Source organism: Tardiphaga robiniae (assembly GCF_013359755.1).
Classification (GTDB): domain Bacteria; phylum Pseudomonadota; class Alphaproteobacteria; order Rhizobiales; family Xanthobacteraceae; genus Tardiphaga; species Tardiphaga robiniae.
In genome coordinates this window covers 374,725-398,491 of record NZ_JABMCJ010000093.1, presented here as the reverse complement: position 1 = coordinate 398,491, position 23,767 = coordinate 374,725, and the positions used below count along the sequence as shown (strand labels likewise).

21 protein-coding genes are annotated in these 23,767 nt (G+C 63.3%); 10 read left to right on the top strand and 11 right to left on the bottom strand.

Annotated elements, in window-relative coordinates:
* Positions 1-35 precede the first annotated feature (35 nt).
* Entirely contained in the window at positions 36-2,141 is a 2,106-nt protein-coding gene (gene recG / locus HP556_RS26120) for an ATP-dependent DNA helicase RecG (RefSeq protein WP_175369107.1), read from the bottom strand.
* A gap of 178 nt (positions 2,142-2,319) precedes the next feature.
* Between recG and HP556_RS26115 the strand changes: the two genes are divergently transcribed.
* Positions 2,320-2,610, top strand: coding sequence for an FAD assembly factor SdhE (locus HP556_RS26115; RefSeq protein ID WP_089264393.1), 291 nt, complete (start codon positions 2,320-2,322; stop codon positions 2,608-2,610).
* Entirely contained in the window at positions 2,607-6,125 is a 3,519-nt protein-coding gene (gene mfd, locus HP556_RS26110; RefSeq protein ID WP_120289830.1) for a transcription-repair coupling factor, read from the top strand. Before HP556_RS26115 ends, mfd begins: the two co-directional genes overlap by 4 nt.
* 199 nt (positions 6,126-6,324) lie before the next feature.
* Here mfd and HP556_RS26105 read toward each other — a convergent pair whose 3' ends face one another.
* The 4 genes from HP556_RS26105 to HP556_RS26090 all read right to left on the bottom strand — a co-directional run bounded on the left by HP556_RS26105 (position 6,325) and on the right by HP556_RS26090 (position 11,443).
* The gene (locus HP556_RS26105; RefSeq protein ID WP_093758623.1) at positions 6,325-6,717 is read right to left on the bottom strand and encodes a PRC-barrel domain-containing protein; all 393 of its coding nucleotides are present in this window, start codon (positions 6,715-6,717) and stop codon (positions 6,325-6,327) included.
* A gap of 72 nt (positions 6,718-6,789) precedes the next feature.
* Entirely contained in the window at positions 6,790-8,025 is a 1,236-nt protein-coding gene (locus HP556_RS26100) for a GGDEF domain-containing protein (RefSeq protein ID WP_175369106.1), read from the bottom strand.
* Between the two features lie 105 nt (positions 8,026-8,130).
* Positions 8,131-9,639 (bottom strand): AMP-binding protein, encoded by a 1,509-nt coding sequence (locus HP556_RS26095; protein WP_175369105.1) that lies wholly within the window; start codon positions 9,637-9,639, stop codon positions 8,131-8,133.
* 4 nt (positions 9,640-9,643) lie between these two features.
* Positions 9,644-11,443 carry an extracellular solute-binding protein gene (locus tag HP556_RS26090; RefSeq protein ID WP_246297913.1) on the bottom strand — a complete coding sequence of 600 codons (1,800 nt, stop codon included), beginning with the start codon at positions 11,441-11,443 and terminating at the stop codon, positions 9,644-9,646.
* A 294-nt stretch (positions 11,444-11,737) separates the two neighbouring features.
* Here HP556_RS26090 and HP556_RS26085 point away from each other — a divergent pair, with 294 nt between their 5' ends.
* Positions 11,738-12,556 carry an invasion associated locus B family protein gene (locus tag HP556_RS26085; RefSeq protein WP_093758618.1) on the top strand — a complete coding sequence of 273 codons (819 nt, stop codon included), beginning with the start codon at positions 11,738-11,740 and terminating at the stop codon, positions 12,554-12,556.
* Positions 12,557-12,627: 71 nt separating this feature from the next.
* Here the strand turns inward: HP556_RS26085 and HP556_RS26080 are convergent, their stop codons facing one another.
* From HP556_RS26080 to hspQ, 3 genes are all read right to left on the bottom strand, one after another.
* Positions 12,628-12,936 carry a type II toxin-antitoxin system RelE/ParE family toxin gene (locus HP556_RS26080; RefSeq protein ID WP_120289822.1) on the bottom strand — a complete coding sequence of 103 codons (309 nt, stop codon included), beginning with the start codon at positions 12,934-12,936 and terminating at the stop codon, positions 12,628-12,630.
* A complete protein-coding gene (locus HP556_RS26075; protein WP_120289820.1) occupies positions 12,926-13,201 on the bottom strand; it encodes a type II toxin-antitoxin system ParD family antitoxin in 276 nt (91 codons plus the stop codon). The genes HP556_RS26080 and HP556_RS26075 overlap by 11 nt, the downstream gene beginning before the upstream one ends.
* Positions 13,202-13,287: 86 nt before the next feature.
* A complete protein-coding gene (gene hspQ, locus HP556_RS26070; protein ID WP_089264388.1) occupies positions 13,288-13,620 on the bottom strand; it encodes a heat shock protein HspQ in 333 nt (110 codons plus the stop codon).
* Positions 13,621-13,741: 121 nt separating this feature from the next.
* Between hspQ and HP556_RS26065 the strand changes: the two genes are divergently transcribed.
* On the top strand, positions 13,742-14,695 hold the full coding sequence (locus tag HP556_RS26065) for an AEC family transporter (protein ID WP_175369104.1): 954 nt from the start codon (positions 13,742-13,744) through the stop codon (positions 14,693-14,695).
* Positions 14,696-14,821: 126 nt separating this feature from the next.
* On the opposite strand, the gene HP556_RS26060 is transcribed toward HP556_RS26065, so the two are convergent.
* Positions 14,822-16,018 carry a UbiH/UbiF family hydroxylase gene (locus HP556_RS26060; RefSeq protein WP_175369103.1) on the bottom strand — a complete coding sequence of 399 codons (1,197 nt, stop codon included), beginning with the start codon at positions 16,016-16,018 and terminating at the stop codon, positions 14,822-14,824.
* 136 nt (positions 16,019-16,154) lie between these two features.
* On the opposite strand from HP556_RS26060, the gene pcsA reads away from it, so the two are divergent.
* From pcsA to HP556_RS26045, 3 genes are read left to right on the top strand one after another with little or no spacing between them, the layout of a single operon-like run.
* Entirely contained in the window at positions 16,155-16,889 is a 735-nt protein-coding gene (gene pcsA / locus HP556_RS26055; RefSeq protein WP_175369102.1) for a phosphatidylcholine synthase, read from the top strand.
* Positions 16,886-17,623 (top strand): TerC family protein, encoded by a 738-nt coding sequence (locus HP556_RS26050; RefSeq protein ID WP_089264384.1) that lies wholly within the window; start codon positions 16,886-16,888, stop codon positions 17,621-17,623. The genes pcsA and HP556_RS26050 overlap by 4 nt, the downstream gene beginning before the upstream one ends.
* A 56-nt stretch (positions 17,624-17,679) precedes the next feature.
* Positions 17,680-18,654, top strand: a complete 975-nt coding sequence (locus HP556_RS26045; RefSeq protein ID WP_068731670.1) for a quinone oxidoreductase family protein — start codon at positions 17,680-17,682, stop codon at positions 18,652-18,654.
* A gap of 143 nt (positions 18,655-18,797) precedes the next feature.
* Here the strand turns inward: HP556_RS26045 and rimO are convergent, their stop codons facing one another.
* Positions 18,798-20,126 carry a 30S ribosomal protein S12 methylthiotransferase RimO gene (rimO, locus tag HP556_RS26040; RefSeq protein ID WP_093758613.1) on the bottom strand — a complete coding sequence of 443 codons (1,329 nt, stop codon included), beginning with the start codon at positions 20,124-20,126 and terminating at the stop codon, positions 18,798-18,800.
* Positions 20,127-20,237: 111 nt separating this feature from the next.
* On the opposite strand from rimO, the gene HP556_RS26035 reads away from it, so the two are divergent.
* Together HP556_RS26035 and HP556_RS26030 are read left to right on the top strand one after the other, a co-directional pair.
* Positions 20,238-20,828: an ANTAR domain-containing response regulator gene (locus tag HP556_RS26035; protein WP_089264382.1), complete on the top strand. Its 591-nt coding sequence runs from the start codon at positions 20,238-20,240 to the stop codon at positions 20,826-20,828.
* The gene (locus HP556_RS26030) at positions 20,828-21,997 is read left to right on the top strand and encodes an ABC transporter substrate-binding protein (protein WP_175369143.1); all 1,170 of its coding nucleotides are present in this window, start codon (positions 20,828-20,830) and stop codon (positions 21,995-21,997) included. The genes HP556_RS26035 and HP556_RS26030 overlap by 1 nt, the downstream gene beginning before the upstream one ends.
* 8 nt (positions 21,998-22,005) lie before the next feature.
* Here the strand turns inward: HP556_RS26030 and HP556_RS26025 are convergent, their stop codons facing one another.
* Entirely contained in the window at positions 22,006-22,707 is a 702-nt protein-coding gene (locus HP556_RS26025; protein ID WP_175369101.1) for a phosphoadenylyl-sulfate reductase, read from the bottom strand.
* A 216-nt stretch (positions 22,708-22,923) separates the two neighbouring features.
* Here HP556_RS26025 and cysD point away from each other — a divergent pair, with 216 nt between their 5' ends.
* Positions 22,924-23,763 carry a sulfate adenylyltransferase subunit CysD gene (gene cysD, locus HP556_RS26020; protein ID WP_068731681.1) on the top strand — a complete coding sequence of 280 codons (840 nt, stop codon included), beginning with the start codon at positions 22,924-22,926 and terminating at the stop codon, positions 23,761-23,763.
* Positions 23,764-23,767: the final 4 nt, after the last annotated feature.

Sequence of the window (23,767 nt, the reverse complement as noted above, 5' to 3'; positions counted from 1 at the left end):
ACATTGCGTCAACGTTACGAAGCTGATCGGAGCGACTATCCTGCACCGATCAGCGGGATCGCTTCGTCGCGCTCATAGAGATACAGCAGGCAGCGCAGCGCCTCGCCGCGCTCGCCCGTGAGTTTCGGATTGTCCTGCAGGATCCGCAGCGCTTCGTCGCGCGCCTGCGTGATCAGCTGTGCATGAACCTCCGACCGCGCGATGCGGAAGCCGGGCATGCCGCTCTGACGCGTTCCCAATACGTCGCCTTCGCCGCGCAGCTTGAGGTCTTCCTCGGCAATGCGAAAACCGTCAGTGGAGTCTTTGATGACCTTGAGGCGCTTGGTGGCGATCTCGCCGAGCGGTTCGCGATAGAGCAGGAGGCATGTGGACGCCTCGGAGCCGCGCCCGATACGGCCGCGGAGCTGATGCAACTGCGCGAGACCGAAACGCTCGGCATTCTCGATTACCATGATGGTGGCGGCGGGTACGTCGACACCGACTTCGACCACCGTGGTGGCGACGAGTATCTGGGTCTCGCCGGCGGCGAAGCGGGCCATCGCCGCATCCTTTTCGGCGCCTTTCATCCGGCCATGCACGATTCCAACCTTGTCGCCGAACCGCTGCTGCAGGCTTTCAAAGCGCTCTTCCGCATTGGTGAGTTTCGGGCCGTCCATCTCGGACTCTTCCACCAGCGGCACGATCCAGTAGATCAGCTTGCCGTTGTCCACCGCGCGGCCGATGCCGTCGATGACTTCCTGCAGCCGGCTCGCCGACATGGTGCGGGTCTCGATCGGCTGGCGTCCGGCGGGCTTTTCGCGAAGTTCCGAGATGTCCATGTCGCCAAAGTAAGTCAGCACCAGCGTGCGCGGGATCGGCGTCGCCGACAGCACCAGCACATCGACCGCGCTGCCCTTGTTGGTGAGCGTGAGACGTTCGCGAACGCCGAAGCGGTGCTGCTCGTCGACGACAGCCAGCGCGAGTGCCTTGAACTCCACATCGTCTTGAATGAGCGCATGCGTGCCGACGATAAAATCGATCTCGCCGGCGGCAAGCCGCGCCAGGATATCCTTGCGCTCGCGGCCTTTCTCGCGGCCCGTCAGGATGGCAACGCGCAGGCCTGCATGCTCCGCCAGCGGCGTGATGGTCTTGATGTGCTGGCGCGCAAGAATTTCCGTCGGCGCCATCAAGGCTGTCTGCTTGCCGACCTCGGCGGCGGCCGCAGCGGCAAGCAGCGCCACGACGGTTTTGCCCGAGCCGACGTCACCCTGCAGCAACCGGAGCATGCGCAGCGGTTTGGTGAGATCATCGGCAATGGCCGCGGTCGCCTGCTGCTGCGATTGCGTCAGCGCATAGGGCAGGGCGTCGATGATCTTGCGGCGGATGTGGCCATCGCCAGCATTGCGATCGCCGGCAGGACGACGGAGTTGCGCGCGCACCAGCGCCAGCGCCAGTTGCCCCGCAAGCAGTTCGTCGAAAGCGAGACGCGACCAGAACGGCCCTTCCGGAAGGACATCGGTGATCTCGACCGGCACATGGACGCGCTGCAACGCCTCCGCCAGCGATGGGAACTTGCAGCGCCGGATCACTTCCGGGCTGATCCATTCCGGCAGCGCCGGCAGCTTGGTCAGCGCCTGCGCGATGGCCTTGCGCAGCGAGGTGATGGCGAGGCCCTGGGTCAGCGGATAGACCGCGTCGATGCCGGTGAGTTTGGCGAAGCCTTCCTCGTCTACCACGCGGTCGGGATGGGTGATCTGCAGCATGCCATCGAACAGCTGCGTTGTGCCGGAGACGTAGCGCTTCTCGCCGACCGGCAGCAGCTTCTCGATCTGGCCCGGATACGTCCGGAAATAGGTCAGGATCACCGTGCCGGTGTCGTCGTGGGCATAGACCAGATGCGGCGCGCGGGAGCGGCCGGGCGGCGGCTCGCGATGGCGATCGACGGTGACTTCGAGGGTCACCATGGCGCCGATCTCGGCCTCGTTGATCTTCGGCCTGTCGCGGCGGTCGATCACGCTCACCGGCAGATGCAGCAGCAGATCAACGATGCGCGGCGTCTCGGCGCGGTCCAGCAGGAAGCGCAGCAGCTTGTCCTGCTTCGGCCCGATGCCCGACATGCTGGTGACCGGGACGAACAGGGGATTGAGCACTTCAGGGCGCATCAGGACGACTCAGGTGGCCAGCACGGCGAGAGAGCTACGGTATTTGCGAGACTTGGATGCATTTCAAGGCGAAAGCAATGCGTTATGAGGTGCTGACAGGGGCGGAAGCGAAGGCTATATGAGCCTGCCCGGCACGTCCGGGCTTTCTGCGTTTGCGGGCTTTGGGCGGGATGGACAGATGACGGGAACGACACGATCGAGCAACGGCCTGGATGACCGCCGCAAGCGGCTGCTGTTCCGCTGCTGGCACCGCGGCACGCGCGAGATGGATCTCATTCTGGGCCGCTTTGCGGATGCCGAGATCGGCATTCTGGCGGACCTCGAACTCAAGCAGCTCGAAGACCTGATCGGCCTCGAAGACCCCGAGCTTTATCCGGCGTTTGTCGGTGATACCCAATTGGACGAGCAGTACCGCACGCCGCTGTTCGAGCGCATCAAGCTGTTCCGGAATCTGGACAAGCCTCTATGAAATCCCCCGTTGCCTCGCCGGCCGCGCAGCTTGCGCCCGGCCGTGCGCTGACCTTTGCCAATGTCGCCGAGGGTGCCGAAGGCCTGATCGTTGCCGATCTGGCACGCGCGGTTGCGGCCAAGCCGAAGCCGCCGGCGGTGAGCCTCACGGTGATCTGCCGTGACGGGCCGCGCATGCAGCAGCTCGCGCGCTCGCTGGAATTCTTCGCGCCGGATTTGCCGGTGCTGCAATTCCCGGCCTGGGACTGCCAGCCTTACGACCGGGTCTCGCCCCATGGCGGCATTCTCGCGCATCGCATGACCACGCTGGCGCGGCTGTCGCGCCTCACCGGCAGCGACAAGCCGATGATCGTGCTGACGACGGTCAACGCCGTCGTCCAGCGCGTGCCGGCCCGCGAGATCGTCGCGGCGCAGGCGCTGTCGGTCGCGCCCGGCCATGTGGTGCCGATGGACTCCATCGTCGCCTGGCTCGAACACAACGGCTACACCCGCTCCGGCACCGTGCGGGAGCCCGGCGAATATGCCGTGCGCGGCGGCATCCTCGATCTGTTTCCGGCGGGCCTCGACCAGCCCGTGCGGTTCGACTTCTTCGGCGACAGTCTGGAATCGATCCGGGCCTTCGATGCCGAGACGCAACGCACGCTGATGGATATGCGCGCGCTGGATCTGGTGCCGGTGTCGGAATTCCAGCTCATCACCGAAACCATCCGCCGCTTCCGCATGGGCTATGTCGCGCAATTCGGCGCGCCGGAGCGCGACGACCAGCTTTATGAAGCGGTCAGCGAAGGCCGCCGTCATCCCGGCATGGAGCACTGGCTGCCGCTGTTCCAGGACCGGATGGACACGCTGTTCGACTACCTGCCGGGCACGCCGGTTGCCATCGAGCCGCAGGGCGAAGATGCAGCGACCGAACGCTTCAAGCAGATCGGCGATTATTACGAGGCGCGCCGCGAGGTCATGGGCACGCCGGGCGGCGGTGCGATCTACAAGCCGCTGCCGCCGGACCGGCTCTATCTGACCGACGGCGAGTGGCACAAACGGCTGGAAGATCTCGCAATGGCGCGGTTGTCGCCGTTCGCCGTGCCGGACGGCACGCCGGGCGTGGTCGACGCGGGCGCACGGGCAGGCCGCAACTTCGCGCCGGAACGCGCCGACGCCAATGTGAATGTGTTCGAGCGCGTGGTCGCGCATATTCAGGCGCTGCAAGCAGAGCGCAAGAAGGTCGTCGTCGCGCTGTGGAGCGAGGGCTCGCGCGACCGCATGGCGAGCATGTTGAAGGATCACAAGCTGCTGAACCAGCAGATGGTGAATTCCTGGCGCGTGGTGCAGGCGACGCCGCGCAACGAGACCATGCTGGCCGTGGTCGGGATGGAATCCGGTTTCGAGACCGACCAGATCGCGGTCATCAGCGAACAGGACATCCTCGGCGACCGTCTGGTGCGGCCGCGCAAGGCGAGCCGCAAGCTCGACAACTTCATCTCGGAAGTGACGAGCCTCGCGGCCGGCGACATCGTGGTCCATGTGGAGCACGGCATCGGCCGTTTCGTCGGGCTGCAGACGCTGCAGGTCGGCGGCGCGCCGCATGACTGTCTCGAGCTGCGCTACGCCAACGAGACCAAACTGTTTCTGCCGGTCGAGAATATCGAACTGCTGTCGCGCTATGGCTCCGACGCGGCCAATGTCGAACTCGACAAGCTCGGCGGTTCCGGCTGGCAGGCACGCAAGGCCAAGCTCAAGAACCGCATCCAGGAAATTGCCGGCGAACTCATCAAGATCGCGGCCGAACGGCATCTGCGCGAGACCGAGCGGATCGTCGTACCGCGCGAGCAGTATGACGAGTTCTGCGCGCGCTTTCCCTATGAGGAAACCGAGGACCAGCAGACCGCGATCAACGCCGCGCTGCACGATCTCGAACATGGCAAGCCCATGGATCGCCTGATCTGCGGCGATGTCGGCTTCGGCAAAACGGAAGTGGCCATGCGCGCCACCTTCGCCGTCGCCATGGAAGGCAAGCAGGTCGCCATCGTGGTGCCGACCACGCTGCTGGCGCGCCAGCACGCCAAGAACTTCACGGAGCGCTTCAAGGGCTTTCCGGTGAATGTCGCGCAGGCCTCAAGGCTGGTCGCGCCGAAAGAACTGACGGCGACCAAGAAAGGCCTTGCGGACGGCTCCATCGACATCGTCGTCGGCACCCATGCGCTGCTCGGCAAGTCGATCAAGTTCAAGGACCTCGGTCTCGTCGTGGTCGACGAGGAGCAGCACTTTGGCGTGACGCATAAGGAGCGGCTGAAGCAGCTCCGCGCCAATGTCCATGTGCTGACGCTGTCCGCGACGCCGATCCCGCGCACGCTGCAACTCGCACTCACCGGCGTGCGCGATCTGTCGATCATCGCTTCGGCACCGGTCGATCGTCTCGCCGTGCGCACTTTCGTGGCGCCGCATGATCCCTTGATGATCCGCGAGGCGCTGCTGCGTGAGCGCTATCGCGGCGGGCAGGCATTCTATGTGGTGCCGCGGATCGACGACCTCGCCGAGGTGAAGGACTTCCTCGACAAGCACGTGCCGGAGATGAAGGTCGCCGTGGCTCATGGCCAGATGGCGCCGACGGTCATCGAGGACATTATGTCGGCCTTCTATGACGGCAAATACGACATCCTGCTGTCCACCACGATCGTGGAATCAGGCCTCGATATTCCCAACGCCAACACGCTGATCATCCACCGCGCCGACATGTTCGGTCTCGCGCAGCTCTATCAGCTGCGTGGCCGTGTCGGTCGCTCCAAGCTGCGCGCCTATGCCCTGTTCACGCTGCCGTCGACCCACAAGATCACCGGGCAGGCGGAGCGCCGTTTGAAAGTGCTGCAGTCGCTGGAGAACCTAGGCGCCGGCTTCCAGCTCGCCTCGCACGATCTGGATATCCGCGGCGCCGGCAATCTGCTCGGCGAAGAGCAGTCCGGTCATATCAAGGAAGTCGGCTTCGAGCTCTACCAGTCGATGCTGGAAGAGGCGATCCTCGCGCTCAAGTCAGGCATCTCCGAGCCGATCGCCGACAGGTGGTCGCCGACGATCACGCTCGGCATGCCGGTGATGATCCCCGACGACTTCGTCGCCGATCTTGCGGTCCGTCTGTCGCTCTATCGTCGGCTCGCTGATCTCGAGACCGATGACGAGATCGCTGCCTTCGCCGCCGAACTGCGCGACCGTTTCGGCGTGCTGCCGGACGAGGTCCGTTATCTGTTCAAGATCGCTGCCATCAAGGCTTATTGCCGCCGCGCCAATGTCGAGAAGGTCGATGCCGGTCCGAAGGGCGTTGTCATCTCGTTCCGCGACAACTCGTTCGCGCAGCCGGACAGGCTGGTATTCTTCATCAAGCAGTATGGCCAGGCCGCGAAGGTGCGCCCGGACATGAAGGTGGTGTTCTTGCAGGATTGGGGAACGCCGGAAGAACGTCTCGAAGGCGCAACAGAAATCCTGCGCGCGCTGGCGGGGCTCGCGGAGAGCAAGAAGGCGGCGTAGGCGCTTTCGCTCCGTCCTCATCCTGAGGAGCAGCGCCGATGGCGCTGCGTCTCGAAGGATGGCTGCGAAGTCAGCGCCGAACACGCATCCTTCGAGACACCGCCAAAGTGCGGCTCCTCAGGATGAGGACAGAGCATGCCGCAAAACAAGACAGCCGACGGCATTGCTGCCGACGGCCGTTCGTTGAACTACGCGACGCTTACTTCGGATACTTGAATTCCGGAGCGGCCTTCAGCGCTTCCTTGGTGGTGTTCATCGACGCCACCCACTTGTTGTCCTTGTTCAGGCTCACCTTCACCGAAGCCGGCGAGACTGCGACGTAGTGTTCGCCCATGCCCAGGAAGCCGCCGACCGACAGGATCAGCGCGTCGACCTGATTGTTCTTGATTGCGAGATCGCTGATCTCGCCGATCGTCTCATCCTTTTGATTGGTGATGTTCAGGCCCTTGAGCTTGGACGAGAACATCTCCTCCTTGGAGACGGTCGAGAACTTTGCCTCGGCGGGTGCAGCACCCGTCGTGACTGTCGACTGCGCGAGAACCGGCGTGGCGAGAAGGGCGAGGGAAGCGGTGATCAGTGCAAGCTTTTTCATTATCGTTGTCTCCATTGCAGATGCACCTACAATGCGATGTTCGATACTTCGTTCCTGATTTTATTTCTGGAACTAAGACGCTGCGCGTTGCGCGTTCTCGCCATGCAGGCGTGCCAGCAGTGACTTCGCGGTATCCGTTGGCTCCATTGTGATCACCGTGACGTGGGGATCGTTGCGCGCATCGCGCTTGGGTCCATGCATGGTGTGCTTCATCACGCTGGAGAGTCGCCTGGCGATCATGTGGGCGTTGCGCTGGTCGGTTTCGGCGAAGGCGACCACGATGGCGCCGTCACTCTGCAGTGTGCCGAAATCCATCCGCCGCATCAGCCGGCTGATGATCCGCGCAGCGTCGCGCTGCGCACGCAGCGGGATATTGTCGAATGAGAACCGGGCCATCGACAATCCGCCGCCGCGGGTTTGCGTGTGATAGACGGCGGTCGCGATATCGCGTTCGAAGGCTGCCGTCGTCAGCAGGCCGGTAGCGGGATCGAGCAGCCCGTCGGACTCGATCGACTTCAAGGTGCGGCCGAGACGCGCCTCGAAGGCGTGTTGGCGCAGCAGCGGCAGCGCCGTGGCCGCGACGGTGTCGGCGTCTCCGACGACCATTTCGAGATTGGCGAGATCGTAGCTCGGCGTCAGGCCGGGCACGGTGACGACAACGGGCAGATTGCGGAAGCGTGCGTCCTCGGTGAGGACAGTGAGAAACGCGTCAACGACGCGTGTGCTGAAGCCTTCGCCGATGACGATGCCGTCGAGGTCGCGCGCATTGAGATGCTTGGCGGCAGCCTCGATGCTGAGCGCGCCGACCACGCCGACGCGTTCGCCGAGCGCAACCGACAGCGCGGCGTAACCACCGCCGCGGCCGATCAGCATCACCGTCGCATCGTCGAGCGGGTCCGACTGCAGGGACATGCGATGCAGGTTTTCGGCGGTCAGGCGTCGCATGACCGTGGCGTGCAGCGTGCGCACACGCAGCGCGTTGCGTAGCCGCGCGCTGAGCCGGTCGAAATTGCCGTCGGTTTGCGTGAGCGGGATCGCATGGCCCGGCAAGTCCGTGGCGGGATCGATCGCAATCAGCGGCACATAAGGTTGCTTGGCGCCGAGGCGCTTGGCCAGCGCCTGGAAGGTCGGCATGTCGTCAGCGGAAGCCGACACCACGACGGCGGCCGGCTGTACCCGGGCCACCGCATCCAGCGCCTCGGCCCATGTCGCATCGACCACCGGGAAGATGTTGCTCTCCGCCAGGGCTGTCGCAAACGCGGCCGGCTGCTGGTTGGAGACGGCGACGATCGTGGCCTGGTCGGACATGCTTGAGCTGAACCTCTACGCGAAACTGATCGCGGCAGGCTAGCCCGACGTCCTTAATGCAGAGTCAATGAGATCGCTCGCATTTTCAGGATCGCTTTTGCTCGCTCAGTCGGCTGCGGCACGGTCGCGGAAGGCTTCGACCATCAGCGGATTGAGGCCGAGTTCGGTGAGGGCGTCGCGGGCGCGGCCATTATTGCTGGCGCGGCCGGCGAGGCGGTAGCCGCTGAGACGATCTGGTAGCGCCGTCAGCATCGCATTCTCGCCGAGACGCTTGGCCCATTCGTTGAGGTCCTGCGCCAGGAAGCGATAGCCGCCGACGGCCATGATGCCCGAGGGCGGCGCGGTGATATTGATCGCGCCCGTCGCGCGGTCGAGCCGGGCCATATAGCCGGTATCGACATAATCGAGCGGCTGGGCGGGGATCAGCGCGTTGCTGGCGTCGGCCTGGGCCGTATAGGCCAGCACCGGTACCATCGGGCCGCGGAGGCCCAGCGTGCCCCTGGGCGTCAGCATGATATCGCCGGCAATGGAGGAGCCTTGCTGGGCGCGCGGAGCGCCGTGCGGGCCGGGCATAATGGCGACGGGCAAGCCGTCGTCGCCGCGGACGGCGCCGAACAGGCCGGCTTCGCCGAACAGATAGACGTCGGTGAACGAGGCCTGCGAGCCCGGCCATGCAGGCGAGGCGGCGACCTGTTCAGGCGCGCGCCACAGGCCGAGCACATAACGCAGCACGGGAGACCGATCGAGCAGTCCGCCCTCGGCGAGGCGCTGCGCCAGCGGCGCAGGCGCCACCAGCACGTCGCAGGCGTTGGCAGCGATGCTACGTTCCAGCACCGCATTGTCGAACGGATGATGCAAAGCGAGCACGCCACCGGACAGCAGCCAGGTCACCAGCGACGAGGCGATGCTGGCGAAAGACGATGGCACCATCGCCGACATGATCGTGGCGCCCTGTGGCATCCCGCTTTCGAGGAAGACGGCGAGGCCACCGGAGATCAGGTTGAGATGCGTGCGCGGCACCGCGCGGAAGCCGTCGGAGGTGACATCGAAGGAGACGATGGCCGCGCGGCGGGCGTCCTGCACCACCGGGGTGGGTTCGGTGAATTCGCCGGTCAATACGGCGTCGAGCGGGGTCATGCCTTCCGGCAGGTCGCTGCCGAAGCCGCCGACATAGCGGATCGAGAAGGCTTCAGCCGCAGCGTTCATGATCAGATCGGCATGGCTGACGCCGTCGATCTTGCTCGACGTCACCAGGGCGCGCGCGCTGCAGCGATTCAGTGCCATGGTCAGGTCGGCCTGGCGCCAGAGCTGCGGCAGCAGCGCGACGACGAGGCCGGCGCGGTGCGCAGCCAGCACGGTCAGTACGAATTCGACGGTGTTCGGCAATTGGACGGCGATGACCGAATTGGCGGGGAGGCCGGCCTCCATGAAATGCGCCGTCAGCGCCGAGATCGCGCGATCGGCGTCCGCAAAGGTCAGCCGCTGCGGTTCCGTCGCCGTGATGCGCAGCTTGTCGGCGGGGTCGACCAGCGCCAGCGCCTGCGGCTGCCGGCTGAGAATGCGGCGAAACAGACCGTCGAGGGTGGGCGAGGCGTTCGGCGTGGGTGATGTCACGGTGTCACTTCCGGTTCGGCGGCGAAGCTGGCAGCGTTCTGGCCCACCAGGTCTCCGGCAAATAGCCTGAGAGTGCGATGGTCGAAGGTCGTTCTATCCGATTCCATCGGGCAATCCATTGCTCGCCGACATAGTAGAGCGGGATAGCGTAGAAACCTGCGATCAGTGCGCGGTCCATGGCGCGGACGGCATCGACGAAGGGGCCGTGGTCGCGGGCCTCCAGCATGGCGGAGATCATGGCGTCGACCGCGGGATTCTTCGCGCCCATATAGTTGCGGGTGCCGGGATTGTCGGCGGCTTCCGAGCCCCAGTAGAACGACTGCTCGTTGCCCGGCGACAGCGACTGGTCCCAGCGATTCTGGATCATGTCGAATTCGAAATTGATGCGGCGCTGGTCGAACTGCACGGCATCGATGGAGCGGATATTGGCAATGATGCCGGCGCGCTTGAGATCGCGTGCATAGGCCAGCGCGATGCGTTCCTGATCGCGGGTGGTGACGAGGATCTCGAAGGCGAGGGGCGCTTTGTCCGACTGTCGCCGCAGCACGTTGTTTACAAGCTCATAGCCCGCGTCTTTGAGCAGTGCCAGCGCGGTGCGCAGCGCGGGACGGTCACGGCCCGAGCCATCGCTGACCGGCAAGCGGTAGCTGCCATCGAGAATATTGGCGGCTATATTTGAGGCGTAGGGCTGCAGCAGTGTCCGTTCGCGATCATCCGCGGCGCGCGTATAAGCGGAGAGATCCGAGCCCGCGAAGAAGCCGGCCGAACGGGCATAGAGGCCGAAGAAATAGGTGCGGTTGATCCATTCGAAATCGAACAGCAGCGTCAACGCCTGTCGTACGCGGATATCGGCGAACATCGGTCGCCGCGTGTTGAACACCAGAAATTCCGACGGCTTCGGCAGGCCGGTCTTGATGCTGTCGCGGATCACCTCGCCGGACGTGGCGGCGGGGAATGTGTAGCCGTCGTGCCAGCGCAGCGGCTCGTTCTCGACGCGGAAGTCGTAGAGGCCGCGCTTGAAGGCTTCGAAATGGGTGTTGGCCTCGCGATAGTAATCGAGGCGGATCTCGTCGAAATTCCACAGCCCGCGATTGATCGGCAGATCGCGGCCCCAATAAGCGAGATTGCGGGTGAGGGTCACCGCGGCGCCGGGTTTCACACCCGTCACCGTATAGGGCCCGGAGCCCAGCGGCGGCGCCATCGAGGTTTCCTCGAAGGTGTCGGGATTGACGGCGTGTTTCGGCAGCACCGGCATCAGGCCGAGGATCAGCGGCAATTCGCGATCGGCCTGGCCGCCGAAGTCGAAGCGGACCGTGCGCTCATCCAGCGCCTCGGCCTTGGCGACTTTGGAATAATACTGCCGGTGATTGGGCCGGCCCTTGTCGCGCAGCAACTGCCAGGAGAACAGTACGTCTACAGCCAGGACGGGTTTGCCGTCGGAGAATTGGGCCCTGGGATTGATCCGGAAGGTGACGAAGCTTCTGGTATCGTCGGTTTCGACGCTCTCGGCGAGCAGGCCGTAAAGCGTGAAGGCCTCGTCCTGGCCGCGGGTCATCAGGCTTTCGATGACATAGCCGCGCATCTGCGGCACCGCGATGCCCCGGACGATGAAGGGATTGAGGCTGTCGAAGGTGCCGAGCACGCCCTGGACCATGCGGCCGCTTTTCGGCGCGTCGGGATTGGCATAGGGCATCTGCCTGAAATCGGGTGGCAGGGCCGGGGCGCCGTGCATGGCGATCGCGTGGCTGGGATCGGCTTGTGCGGAATCGGCCACTGGGGCGGCCAGAGCTGTCCAGCAGGCCAGCGCCGCGATCGCCTTGGACAGGGTCGAGAGACCCTGCGCATGTGTGCGATTTGATTCGGTTGATTTCACAGAGGAACTTTACCATGGCTGCCCGCCCCGAACCTGTGCCATGCATCAAATAGGGCTGGCGCCATTGATCTTTTCGTCGGCCGCTGTATTGAAAGCGGACAATTGACGAGGACGGCGCGGCCTGTCACGTAACGGCCTTAATTGGCACCGAGACACCCGCCAACGGGTGACTGTCAGCGCCGCCTCCGGGATATGAGCGCCTCCGTTCAGAAAGGGTTTTCCGAAATGAATTTCCGTCTCTTGGCTGCGTCGGTTCTGCCGCGCGGGCGGGGCTTCGCGCTTCTGGCGGCGACGGCCTTGACCGCCACGATGATCGCTCCGGTTGCGCATGCGCAGGCTCCCGCGCCTGCTGCGCCGCCGGCCGCGGCGCCGAAGGCTGCTGCGCCTAAGGCTGCCCCGAAGGCCGCTCCGAAGGCTGCTGCTCCGGCCGCTCCCGCCGCCCAGGCGCCGGCCGCAGGCGCGCCCCCGGCCGATCAGCAGGTTCAGCTGATTTATGCGCCCTGGACCAAGTTCTGCCTCAAGGGCCAGGACGCTAATGCCAAGCAGGTCTGCTTTACCGGCAAGGACGGTCGCATCGAGTCGGGCCAGCCCGTCATCGCCGCCGTCATCATCGAGCCGGAAGGCGAACCGAAGAAGATCCTGCGCGTGACGCTGCCGCTTGGCATGCAGCTCGTGCACGGCACCCGCGTGATCGTGGACAGCAATGCCCCGGCGCAGAGCCCCTATGTGATCTGCTTCGCCAACGGCTGCATGTCGGATTACGAAGTCACTCCGGAGCTCCTGGCCAATCTGAAGAAGGGCCAGAACCTGATCGTGCAGGCGATCAACTCCAACGGCGCACCGCTGACGCTGCCGCTGCCGCTGGCCGAATTCGCCAAGGCCTATGACGGTCCGCCGACCGATCCGAAGGTGTTCGAAGAAACCCAGAAGAAGCTGCAGGAAGAGCTGCAGAAGCGCGCAGCGGAAGCCCGCGCCAAGCTCGAAGCCCAGCAGCCGGCAGCTGGTGCAGCACCGGCGGCCCCGGCCAATCCGGCCGCGAAGTAAGCTGGTTCAACAGACAAACGAAAAGGCGCTCAGAAATGAGCGCTTTTTTGTTGGGTTGAGGAGGCGTTCTCCTATCGGCGTCTTCGGAGTTCGCTTTCGAAATCCTGTCCACCGTAGGCGATGCTGACGATCTCAACCCGGGTTTTCAAAACCCGAAATGCGATCGTCACGCGGCGCTCGAAGCCGATCGTCCGTAACCCCTTCAGGATGTCATCGCGGCGCCTGCCACGCTCGGGAAAATGCTCCAGCGCCAGGCAGGTCTCGTAGATGCGATCGAGATAGCCGTTGGCGATCTGGGGGCTTGCGTGAAAGGCGATATATTCGCCCAGCTCGATTAGCTGTTTCTCCGCATGTCGGCGAAAAACGACCTTATGCGCCACGTTCGGAGGATTTTATCTTCCGGGCGATCCGTGCGCGGGCCCGCTTGAACACCTCATCAATGGGAGTGCTGGGACGCTTGTCGGCTATCGAGGCCTTCACATCCTCGCGTAAAACTTCGTCGACTAACGCATCGCGTTGATCGAGAGCCCGGAGAGCGTCGCGAACCACATCACTGGCGTCATCGTAACGGCCGGACTCCAGATGGCGCTGCAGGGATTCCTGCTGCGCGCCGAGTTTGACGCTGATTGCCTTACCGGGCGCCATACAACTGCTCCTCGCCAGCGATAAACTTACTATAATCCTGAACGCAGCAACAGATACCTGGAAATGGAAGCTCGGACGGCCCGGCGTCAGTTCAGCGACGGATTGCGCGGCCGGTAGCTGCCGGACTTGTCCTTGATGAAGATTTCGGCGACCTGGGAGTGCCGGATCGGTTCGCCGGATTCATCCGGCAGCAGGTTCTGCTCGGAGACGTAAGCGACGTATTCCGACTCAGAATTCTCGGCCAGCAGATGGTAAAATGGCTGGTCCTTGTTCGGACGGACGTCTTCGGGGATCGACAGCCACCATTCTTCGGTGTTGTTGAATTCCGGATCGATGTCGAACACCACCCCCCGGAACGAAAAGATCCGGTGGCGGACGATCTGTCCAATCTGGAATTTGGCGGTCCGCGCTTTAATCATTCTGGTCGAATAGACCAGGATTGTGGCCGATGCTAGAGGCAAACGACGGAATTAAGACAGCCGGAAGCCGCTCCCCGCTATCCCGCCCACCGGGCCAAGAACCAAGAAAAACACGCCTGACATGATGGACGTCCTTAATCTCGCACTGCCGTATTTCGGGCTGATCTTCATCGGCTTCGCCTGCGGCAAGGTGAAGAACCTGCCCGAAACGGGCCTCGCCTGGATGAATTTTTTCCTTCTGTATGTGTCGCTGCCGGCACTGTTCTTCCGGATCATGGCCAAGACGCCGTTCGAGGAACTCAACAATCTGCCCTTCGTGATCGGAACCACGCTGGCGACCGCGACGGCGTTCTTTCTGTCGGTCGGCACCGGTAAATTCCTGGGCCGGCTGACCATGCGCGAGGCCGGGATGGCGGGGCTCGCCGGCGGCTATGGCAATATCGGCTATATGGGCCCGGGGCTGGCGCTGGCGGTGCTCGGCCCCAAGGCGGCAGTGCCGACCGCTTTGGTGTTCTGTTTCGACAGCATCTTCCTGTTCTCGATCGCGCCGCTGATGATGGCGCTGACCTCAGGCGACAAGCGCCCGCTGCTGCCGACCATTGGCATCGTCATCAAGCATATCGTGCTGCATCCGCTGATCGTGGCAGCCTATCTCGGCGCCTTTGTCGCGGCGTTTCACATCCAGATGCCGGTCGCGGTCGACGGCATGCTGCTGTTCCTGCAGAATTCGGCGGCGCCCGTCGCATTGTTCGCACTCGGCGTCACGGTCGCTCTGCGTCCTCTGGGACGCGTGCCATGGGAAATCCCGGGCCTGATTTTCATCAAGCTGTTGCTGCATCCCTTGATCGTGTTCGGCCTGATGCTGTTGCTCGGACCGTTCCCGCCGGTATGGGCCGCGACGGCCGTGCTGCTCGCGTCATTGCCGCCGGCGCTGAACGTGTTCGTGATCGCGCGGCAATACGATAGCTGGATCGAACCGGCATCGGTTGCGGTGTTGCTCGGTACGTTCGTGTCCGTGCTGACGCTCACTTCGGTGATGTACTTCTTGAAGACCGGCCAGATCGCGTTTCCGTAGGGTACCCGCTTGTAGGATGGGTAGAGCGGAGGCGCGAAGCGCCGGAGCGAAACCCATCACCTATCGCACGTGTGAATGATGGGTTTCGCGAAGACGCTCTACCCATCCTACGAAAGACAAGTTACGTCAGCTCTTGCGCCACGACGGCGACAGGCCCTCGCGCATCGCAAGCCGGCGCAACGGGCCTATGGACCCCATCGCTTGCATGCCGGCCGCGCGGATCACCTGCATCGGTAGGAGATCGCTCAGCAGCGAGCGGTTGGCCATATCGATAGCGAAGGTACGCGAGGAGATATCGCTGCGGCGTATCTGCTCGAAACGCGCCAACACCGGCGCTGCCCCGATATCCGCGCCATTCATGCCGGCATCGCGAACGACGTCAGCGATATCGCCGGCGTCGCGCAGGCCAAGATTGAGACCCTGCGCACCGATCGGCGGCACCACATGCGCGGCTTCGCCGACCAGTACGATGCGGTTCTTTGCTAGCTGTGCGGGCTGCTCGATTGCCAGCGGGAACGTGTGTCGACCCGGCTCGACCTGAACCCGGCCGAGGATCGAATGCGATTGTTTCTCGGCGGCGTCCGACAATGCCTCGTCGCTCAATGCCATCAGGCTCTCGGCATCCCGGGGCTTGTTGACCCAGACGACGCTGGAGCGATTGCCGGGCAGGGGCACGAACACGCAGGGACCGGCGGGGGTGTGAAACTCCGTCGACATGTTCTTGTGCGGCCGGCTATGCGCGATGTTGAAGGTCAGCGCGGTCTGCTCAAGCGCGCGTCGCTTGACTGAAATGCCCGCGGCTTCGCGGCACAGGGACTGGCGGCCATCGGCGCCGACGATCAGCCGCGCCACCAGGACCTTGCCTTGTCGCGTGCGGACCTGAACCTGCATCTCGTCCGGCGAGACCGTATCGGCTTCGTCATCGATGCGAATGAGATTGGTCAATTCCGCGGCGCGCGCTTCGAGCGCGATCATCAATTCGCGGTTCTCGATATTGTAGCCGAAGGTCTCGAGGCCGATCTCGCTGCAGACGAATTTGACTTCGGGCGCACGGATCAGCCGGCCCGTGTCGTCCACCAGCCGCATGGTCGTCAGCGCGGCGGCCTTGTCGGCGCAGCGGCGCCAGACATCGAGGCTTTCCAGAAACGCGACGGAGCCGCCCAGCAGCGCGGTGGTGCGGTTGTCGCCATAGGGGACGCGGCGGGCGACGAGGGCGGTACGGGCGCCGGTCTCGGCCAGCGCGAGGGCGGCAGCAAGGCCGGCAGGACCGCCGCCGACAACGGCGACATCATAGATGGAGGTGGAAACAGGGGTCTCGGTCATGGCCGGACCATCGGCCTTTGGCCCGGTATTTTCAAGCCGTTACGCGCCGCGGAATCGTTCCCGCGTGATCGGGCGGCCGAGTGCCGCATCGGTGCCTGTGCAAATCGGGCGGATTCCTGCTAGCAATTCCTGGCACATGACCGCTTCGAGTCCGGACCAACTCCCGTCGTCATCACGATCCGCGCGCGCGGCGGCGTTCTCGGTTCACATCTTTACTGCGCTCGGTGCCGGCGTGGCACTCATTGCCATGATGAGCGCCGTGCGCGGCGAATGGGCTGTGATGTTCGGCTGGCTCGGTTTGGCGCTGATCATTGACGGGCTCGATGGCCCGATCGCCCGACACTTCGACGTCGGCCGCGTGTTGCCGGATTGGTCGGGCGACGCGCTCGATTTCGTGGTCGACTTCCTCACTTACGTGTTCGTGCCAGCCTATGCGATCGCGGCCTCCGGTCTGTTGGTGCCGTGGACGGCGGTGCTGCTCGGTGCCGGTATCGTCGTCACCAGCGCGCTATATTTTGCCGACAAACGCATGAAGACCGACGACAACCACTTTCGCGGTTTTCCGGCACTGTGGAACGGGGCGGCGTTCTATCTGTTCCTGCTGCAACCATCACCCGTCATAGCCAGCCTTGCGATGCTGGCGCTGATTGTCCTGACCTTTGTGCCGGTGCATGTGCTGCATCCCGTTCGCGTGACGCGTCTGCGCCGGTTGAACCTGTCGCTGATGGCGATATGGGCTGTGCTGGCCGTCATCACGCTGATACAGAACTTCGCTGTTGCTTTGCCTATTACGGTAGCGCTCTGCGCGATCGCTTTTTACATTGTCTGCGGTGACGCCGTCATCCGCCTCATGAGGCCCTCCAAATCATGATCGAACTGTTTTCCAGCCCTGAAGCCTGGGCCGCGCTCTTGACGCTGACCGCGCTCGAAATCGTACTTGGTATCGACAATGTGATTTTCCTGTCGGTGCTGGTGTCGCGGCTGCCGGAGCCGCAGGCCACCCGCGCACGCCAGATCGGTCTCGCGCTGGCGCTGGTGTTCCGCATCATCCTGCTGAGTGTCCTCGTCTGGCTGATCGGCCTGACCGAACCCGTCATCACGGTGAGAGGCCTCGCATTCTCCTGGCGCGATCTAATCCTGATCGGTGGCGGTCTGTTCCTGATCGCCAAGGCAACGCACGAGATTCATGCCGAGGTCGAGGCGCGCGAGGGACCCGGCAACGAGAAGCCGGCACCAAACGCCTTTGCCTGGGTGATCCTGCAGGTTATCGTCGTTGATCTCGTGTTCTCGCTCGACTCCATCATCACTGCGATCGGCATGGCACAGGACATCGAGATCATGGTGGCCGCCGTCATCATTGCCTGCGCGGTGATGTATGTATCGTCCGGACCCGTGGCGCGCTTTGTGGCGCAATATCCGACCACCAAGATGCTGGCGCTGGCCTTCCTGGTGTTGATCGGCGTCTCGCTGATGGCGGATGGATTCAAATTCCATATTCCCCGCGGTTACATCTATTTCGCCATCCTGTTCTCGGCGGCGGTCGAGTTGTTCAATGTGCTGGCGAAGCGCAATCGCCGCAAGCGGGCCCAGCCGGGCACAGGTTGACATCACGCGGCTGTCGGTTATCGCTTGAGACCAAAGTCACTCAGGGAGATTGAACGATGACCAAAGCCGTCCGCGTCCATGAGATCGGTGGACCCGAAGTCCTCACTTATGAAGACGTGCAGGTCCCGGCACCGGCTGCGGGCGAGGTGCGCATCCGCCAGCATGCCATCGGTGTCAATTTTATCGATACATACTTCCGCAGCGGCCTCTACAAGGCGCCGCAGCTGCCGTTCATTGCCGGTAATGAGGCCTCGGGCGAAGTGATCGAGGTCGGTCCGGGCGTCACCGGCTTTCATCCCGGCGACCGCGTCGCCTATTATTCGGCCCTCGGCAGCTATGCCACCGAGCGCGTGTTTGCCGCCGACCGGCTGGTGAAACTGCCCGATCGCATCACCCACGAGCAGGGTGCCGTGCTGATGCTGAAGGGCCTCACGGTCTGGTATCTGCTGCACAAGACTTTCAAGGTCGAGCCCCATCACCGCGTGCTGATCCATGCTGCAGCGGGCGGCATCGGTCTGCTCGCCTGCCAGTGGGCGAAAGCCATGGGCGCGCATGTGATCGGCACTGTCGGCTCGAAGGAGAAGGGCGAGTTGGCGCTGGCCAATGGCTGCGATCACGTCATCTATTACAACGAAGAGAACTTCGTCGATCGCGTGAAGCAGATCAGCCGTAACGAACTCTGCGACGTGGTCTATGACGGTGTGGGCAAGACCACCTATCCGGGGTCGCTGTCATGCCTGAAGCCGCGTGGCATGTGGGTATCGTTCGGCAACGCGTCAGGCCCGGTGCCGCCATTCGCGATCGCCGAACTCAACAATCACGGCTCGCTGTTCGCGACGCGTCCGAAGCTGAATGACTATGTCGCCAAGCGCTCGGAATTGCTGGAGGGCGCCGACACGCTGTTCTCGGCTGTGATCGACGGAAAGCTGCATGTGCCGATCAATCATGCTTATGCGCTGAAGGATGCGGCCAAGGCGCATGTGGATCTGGAAGCACGCAAGACCACGGGCGCGGTGATTTTGAAGGTGTGAGGCGGGTGGCTCTGCCACAGTCTCATTGCTAATGTTCGTCATGGCCGGGCTTGTCCCGGCCATTCACGTTTTGGCCGCGAGAAAAGACAGGCGTGGATGCCCGGGACAAGCCCGGGCATGACGGCGTTTTAGTTACGCTTCTCTCAGAATCCAGCCACCGTCCCGTGCAGATCATACGCATCCGCGCGTTCGATCTTCGCCGTGACGATCTCGCCGACCTTCAGCGGCCGGCGTGCGGTGATATAGACCGATCCGTCGATGTCAGGCGCGTCCGCCTTCGAGCGGCCCTTTGATACAGTCGGGCCGACCTCGTCGATGATGATCTGCTGCCGGGTGCCGACCTTGCGCTTCAAGCGGCGCGCGGAGATCTTCTGCTGGCGCTCCATCAGCGCGTTCCAGCGCTGCTGCTTGATCTCTTCGGGCACTGCATTGGCGATGGCATTGGAGGTCGCGCCTGCCACGGACTCGTATTTGAACGCGCCGACGCGGTCGATCTGCGCTTCTTCGAGCCAGTCCAAGAGATACTGGAAATCGCTTTCGGTCTCGCCGGGGAAGCCGACAATGAAGGTCGAGCGCAACGTCAGGTCCGGACATTCCTCGCGCCACTTCTTAATCCGTGCCAGCGTCTTGTCCTGCGCCGCCGGGCGCTTCATCGCCTTGAGCACGTCCGGAGCGGCATGCTGGAACGGGATATCGAGATAGGGCAGCACATTCTTGTTGGCATTCATCAAGCCGATGACTTCGTCGACATGCGGATACGGGTAAACGTATTGCAGCCGCACCCAGGCGCCGAGTTCGCCGAGCTCCTTGGCGAGATCGTAGAACTTGGCGCGGACCTCACGGTCCTTCCATGGACTGGTAGCGTATTTGATGTCGACGCCGTAAGCCGAGGTGTCCTGTGACACGACCAGCAATTCCTTGACGCCGGCTTTCACCAGCTTCTCGGCTTCGAGCAGGACTTCGTTGGCCGGGCGTGAGACGAGATCGCCGCGCAGCTTCGGAATGATGCAGAAGGTGCAGCGGTTGTTGCAGCCTTCGGAAATTTTCAGATAGGCGTAGTGCCGCGGCGTCAGCTTGATGCCCTGCGGGGGTACCAGATCGATGTGCGGATTGTGCACCGGCGGCAGCGCACGATGCACGGCGTCGAGCACGCTTTCATATTGCTGCGGCCCGGTGATCGACAGCAGGTTGGGATAGGCGGCTTCGATCTGCTCGGGCTCGGCGCCCATGCAGCCGGTGACAATGACCTTGCCATTCTGCGCCATGGCTTCGCCGATGGCGCCCAGCGACTCCGCCTTGGCGCTGTCGAGAAAGCCGCAGGTGTTGACGATGACGATGTCGGCGCCGTCGTGCTTGCGGGCGAGTTCGTAACCTTCGGCCCGCAGGCGCGTGATGATGCGCTCGGAATCCACCAGGGCCTTCGGGCATCCCAGTGACACAAAGGAGATTTTCGGCGCGGCGGCCTGTTGCATGTTCGATCTGCCTGATTGAGAGGCAGCAGGTAGTCCCATTTGCCCATAATTACAAGGCTTTAAGCCGTGCGCGGGCGTGCTATGGGTATGCTGCATCCATGTGAGTGCCCGATGCCTGCCGACCAGTCGCCCAAAATCGTTATCGTCGACGAAAGCCCGATCCGGGCCGCGATCCTTGAGGAGGGGCTGCGGGAGGCTGGCTATGTGGACGTCCAGCATATCCGGGAGATGCATAACCTGCTGGCCCGGATCTACGCCCTGGACCCTGACGTCATCGTCATCGACCTCGAAAACCCCAGCCGCGACGTGCTGGAACAAATGTTCCAGGTGTCCCGCGCGGTGCGCCGGCCGGTCGCCATGTTCGTCGATCAGAGCGACGCCGAGTCGGCGCGGGCGTCGGTCGAGGCGGGGGTATCGTCATACATCGTGGACGGGCTGAAGAAGGAGCGGATCAAGCCGATCCTCGATCTCTGCATCTCCCGTTTCAACGCCTTCTCCAAACTGCAGGACGAGCTCGAGCGCACCAAGTCGGCGCTGGAGGAGCGCAAGATCATCGACCGCGCCAAGGGCATCGTGATGAAGCTCAAGGGCCTCAATGAAGAAGAGGCTTACGTATTGCTGCGATCCACGGCGATGCGTGAAAAGAAGAAAATCGGCGAGATCGCGCAGTCGATCATCACCGCAGCGGAGTTGCTGAAATGATCGACCACCCGCTTCGCATCGGCTTCATCCCGCTGGCCGACGCTGCCGCCCTGATTGTCGCGGTCGACAAGGGGTTCACGAAGGCCGAGGGGCTGAACGTCGAATTGGTCCGGGAAGTGTCGTGGTCGAATGTCCGCGACAAGCTGAATATCGGCTTGTTCGAAGCGGCGCATCTGCTGGCGCCCGTTGCCATCGCGTCCAGCCTCGGGCTCGGGCATGTGAAAGTGCCGATCGTGGCGTCGTTCAATCTCGGCATCAACGGCAATGCCATTACCGTCTCGCCGGCGCTGCATGCAGCGCTGATGTCGGAACTCGACGGTGACCCGACCGATCCCATGGCCACCGCGCAGGCGCTGCGCCGCGTGGTCGTCGCCCGTGCCCGTGCCGGCGCCGATCCCCTGACCTTCGGCATGACGTTTCCGTTCTCGACGCACAATTACCAGCTCCGTTTCTGGATGGCGGCTGGCGGCGTCGATCCTGACGAGGACGTCCGCCTCGTGGTGTTGCCGCCGCCTTACATGGTCGACAGCCTCGCCAACGGTCACGTCGATGCGTTCTGTGTCGGCGCGCCCTGGAATTCTGTCGCGGTCGATCTCGGCGTCGGCCATATCCTGCATTTCGTCTCCGACATCCTGCTGCGCGCTGCCGAAAAGGTGCTGGCGATGAGGCAGAGCTGGGCGGAGAAGAACCCGGACACCGTGGCGGCGCTCACGCGGGCGCATGTGAGCGCGGCTGCCTTCATCGAGGCCCCGGAGAACCGCAATGAGATTGCCGCGATTCTCGCCAAGCCCCAATATATCGGCGTCTCGCCGGAGGTCCTGCTGCGGACGCTGGATGGCCGGCTGAAGATTTCACCGGATGGCACCATGCGCGAGAGCGGGCGCTATCTGCTGGTCGGCCGCGAAGGAGCCGGGCGTCCCGATCCGGTTCAGGCCGCCTGGCTCTATGCCCAGATGGTGCGCTGGGGACAGGCCGCGATCAGCCCCGAGGCGCTGAAGATCGCACAGGGTGTGTTCCGCCCCGACCTCTACGATGCCGCGCTCGGTATCACCGGGAGCGCTCTGACTGATGTGCCCGACGCGGTTGGCGCCTTCGCTGGACCGCCATTCGATCCGAGCAACATCGCTGCCCATCTCGCTGCGTTCGAGATCGCGCATATGAAGTCGTAGCGGCGGCGTCAGTTCGCCGATGTGTGGATGCCGCATTCCGTTTTGGCGCGGCCGCGCCAGCGGCCGGCGCGGGGGTCCTCGCCAGGCGCGGTGCGGGACGTGCAGGGCATGCAGCCGACCGACGCAAAGCCTGAGGCTATGAGCGGATGCGGCGGCAGCTTCGCCGACGCATAGATCAGCCCGATCTCGTCCGGCGTGACGTTGGCGAATGGATTGAATTTCAATTTTGAACCATCATCCTCGACGACGGGAATGACGGCGCGCGATGCGCCCTGAAATCGTTTGCGGCCGTTGATCCAGGCGCTGAACGGCGTCAGCGTCTGCGCCAGCGGCTCGACCTTCCGGATCCGGCAGCAGGTGTCGGGATCGGACGACCACAAATCCCCATCGCTGTCGTGAGCGGCAAGCGCATCTACTGCGGGGCGGATCGTTCGCACGTCGCGCAGGCCCAGCGTCAGGATCAATTGGTCGCGATAGGCGAGTGTCTCCTCGAACATCCAGCCGGTGTCGAGAAACAGCACGGGGATGGCGGGATCGACATCGGCCATCACCTTCAGCAACGCCGCGGACTCCGTGCCAAACGACGATACCAGCGCGAGTCTATCGCGGCCCACGACATCGAGCGCCGCAGCAATCACCTCGGCGGGCGAGGCGGATTGCAGCGCTTGATCGTATTGGACAGCACTTGCGACGGCTCCGGGCGACAGCATCTCGAACTCCTCAACACATCCAGCTTGACTGGAATAAGATTCTATATATCAGTTGTTTGTCGCCACTTAATAGAAAAATATTCTTTCTATTTGAGAAGCGCAGTTTAGATTTTTTGACCCCATAAATCGAGTTCCAGAGATGCACTTTCTCCGAGCGTATCCGCTTCGTGAGCAACGGCGAATCTCACGGCGGTTTTGAGGACCTGGAGAAGGCGTATGACGTCGACCAATCTCGAACGCGTCCGATCGGACGTGGTATCGATGGACCACCTCGATCAACTGGAAGCGCAGAGCATCTACATCCTGCGCGAGGGCTTCGCCCGGCTGAAGAAGCTGGCCTTGCTGTGGTCGCTCGGCAAGGACTCCAACGTCATGATCTGGCTGGCGCGCAAAGCGTTCTTCGGTCACGTACCGTTCCCCGCGCTGCATGTCGATACCGGCAAGAAGTTTCCGGAGATGTACGCCTTCCGCGATCACTATTCGAAGGAATGGGGACTCGACCTCACCGTCGAATATTGCCCGTCGATCGATAGTGTCGATCCGACACTGCCGCCAGCGGCGCGCTCCGCAGCGCGCAAGACCGAAGGTCTCAAACTTGCGTTGGCGAAGCACGGCTTCGACGGATTGATCGCCGGCATTCGCCGCGACGAAGAGGCGACCCGCGCCAAGGAGCGTGTGTTCTCGCCGCGCGGTGTCGAGGGCGGATGGGACGTGCGCGACCAGCCACCGGAATTCTGGGACCAGTTCAACGCCTCGCCGCCGCCCGGTGCGCATCTGCGCATTCATCCGATCCTGCATTGGACCGAAGCCGACATCTGGGCCTACACGGCGCGCGAAAACATCCCGATCATCCCGCTCTATCTGGCCAAAGACGGCAAGCGCTACCGCTCGCTGGGCGATGCCGACATCACCAATCCGGTCGCATCCACCGCCAGCACGATTGCCGAAATCCTGGTCGAGCTCGACGGCACCACGATTCCCGAGCGCGCCGGCCGCGCACTCGATCATGAGACCGAAGACGCCTTCGAGCGACTGCGCGTCGCCGGCTATCTGTAGAGGT

Excerpts from the sequence above, each read along its gene's own strand:
- recG (WP_175369107.1), bottom strand. The coding sequence starts at position 2,141 with ATGCGCCCTGAAGTGCTCAATCCCCTGTTCGTCCCGGTCACCAGCATG.
- HP556_RS26115 (WP_089264393.1), top strand. The coding sequence starts at position 2,320 with ATGACGGGAACGACACGATCGAGCAACGGCCTGGATGACCGCCGCAAG.
- mfd (WP_120289830.1), top strand. The coding sequence starts at position 2,607 with ATGAAATCCCCCGTTGCCTCGCCGGCCGCGCAGCTTGCGCCCGGCCGT.
- HP556_RS26105 (WP_093758623.1), bottom strand. The coding sequence starts at position 6,717 with ATGAAAAAGCTTGCACTGATCACCGCTTCCCTCGCCCTTCTCGCCACG.
- HP556_RS26100 (WP_175369106.1), bottom strand. The coding sequence starts at position 8,025 with ATGTCCGACCAGGCCACGATCGTCGCCGTCTCCAACCAGCAGCCGGCC.
- HP556_RS26085 (WP_093758618.1), top strand. The coding sequence starts at position 11,738 with ATGAATTTCCGTCTCTTGGCTGCGTCGGTTCTGCCGCGCGGGCGGGGC.
- HP556_RS26075 (WP_120289820.1), bottom strand. The coding sequence starts at position 13,201 with ATGGCGCCCGGTAAGGCAATCAGCGTCAAACTCGGCGCGCAGCAGGAA.
- hspQ (WP_089264388.1), bottom strand. The coding sequence starts at position 13,620 with ATGATTAAAGCGCGGACCGCCAAATTCCAGATTGGACAGATCGTCCGC.
- HP556_RS26065 (WP_175369104.1), top strand. The coding sequence starts at position 13,742 with ATGATGGACGTCCTTAATCTCGCACTGCCGTATTTCGGGCTGATCTTC.
- HP556_RS26060 (WP_175369103.1), bottom strand. The coding sequence starts at position 16,018 with ATGACCGAGACCCCTGTTTCCACCTCCATCTATGATGTCGCCGTTGTC.
- pcsA (WP_175369102.1), top strand. The coding sequence starts at position 16,155 with ATGACCGCTTCGAGTCCGGACCAACTCCCGTCGTCATCACGATCCGCG.
- HP556_RS26050 (WP_089264384.1), top strand. The coding sequence starts at position 16,886 with ATGATCGAACTGTTTTCCAGCCCTGAAGCCTGGGCCGCGCTCTTGACG.
- HP556_RS26045 (WP_068731670.1), top strand. The coding sequence starts at position 17,680 with ATGACCAAAGCCGTCCGCGTCCATGAGATCGGTGGACCCGAAGTCCTC.
- rimO (WP_093758613.1), bottom strand. The coding sequence starts at position 20,126 with ATGCAACAGGCCGCCGCGCCGAAAATCTCCTTTGTGTCACTGGGATGC.
- HP556_RS26035 (WP_089264382.1), top strand. The coding sequence starts at position 20,238 with ATGCCTGCCGACCAGTCGCCCAAAATCGTTATCGTCGACGAAAGCCCG.
- HP556_RS26025 (WP_175369101.1), bottom strand. The coding sequence starts at position 22,707 with ATGCTGTCGCCCGGAGCCGTCGCAAGTGCTGTCCAATACGATCAAGCG.
- cysD (WP_068731681.1), top strand. The coding sequence starts at position 22,924 with ATGACGTCGACCAATCTCGAACGCGTCCGATCGGACGTGGTATCGATG.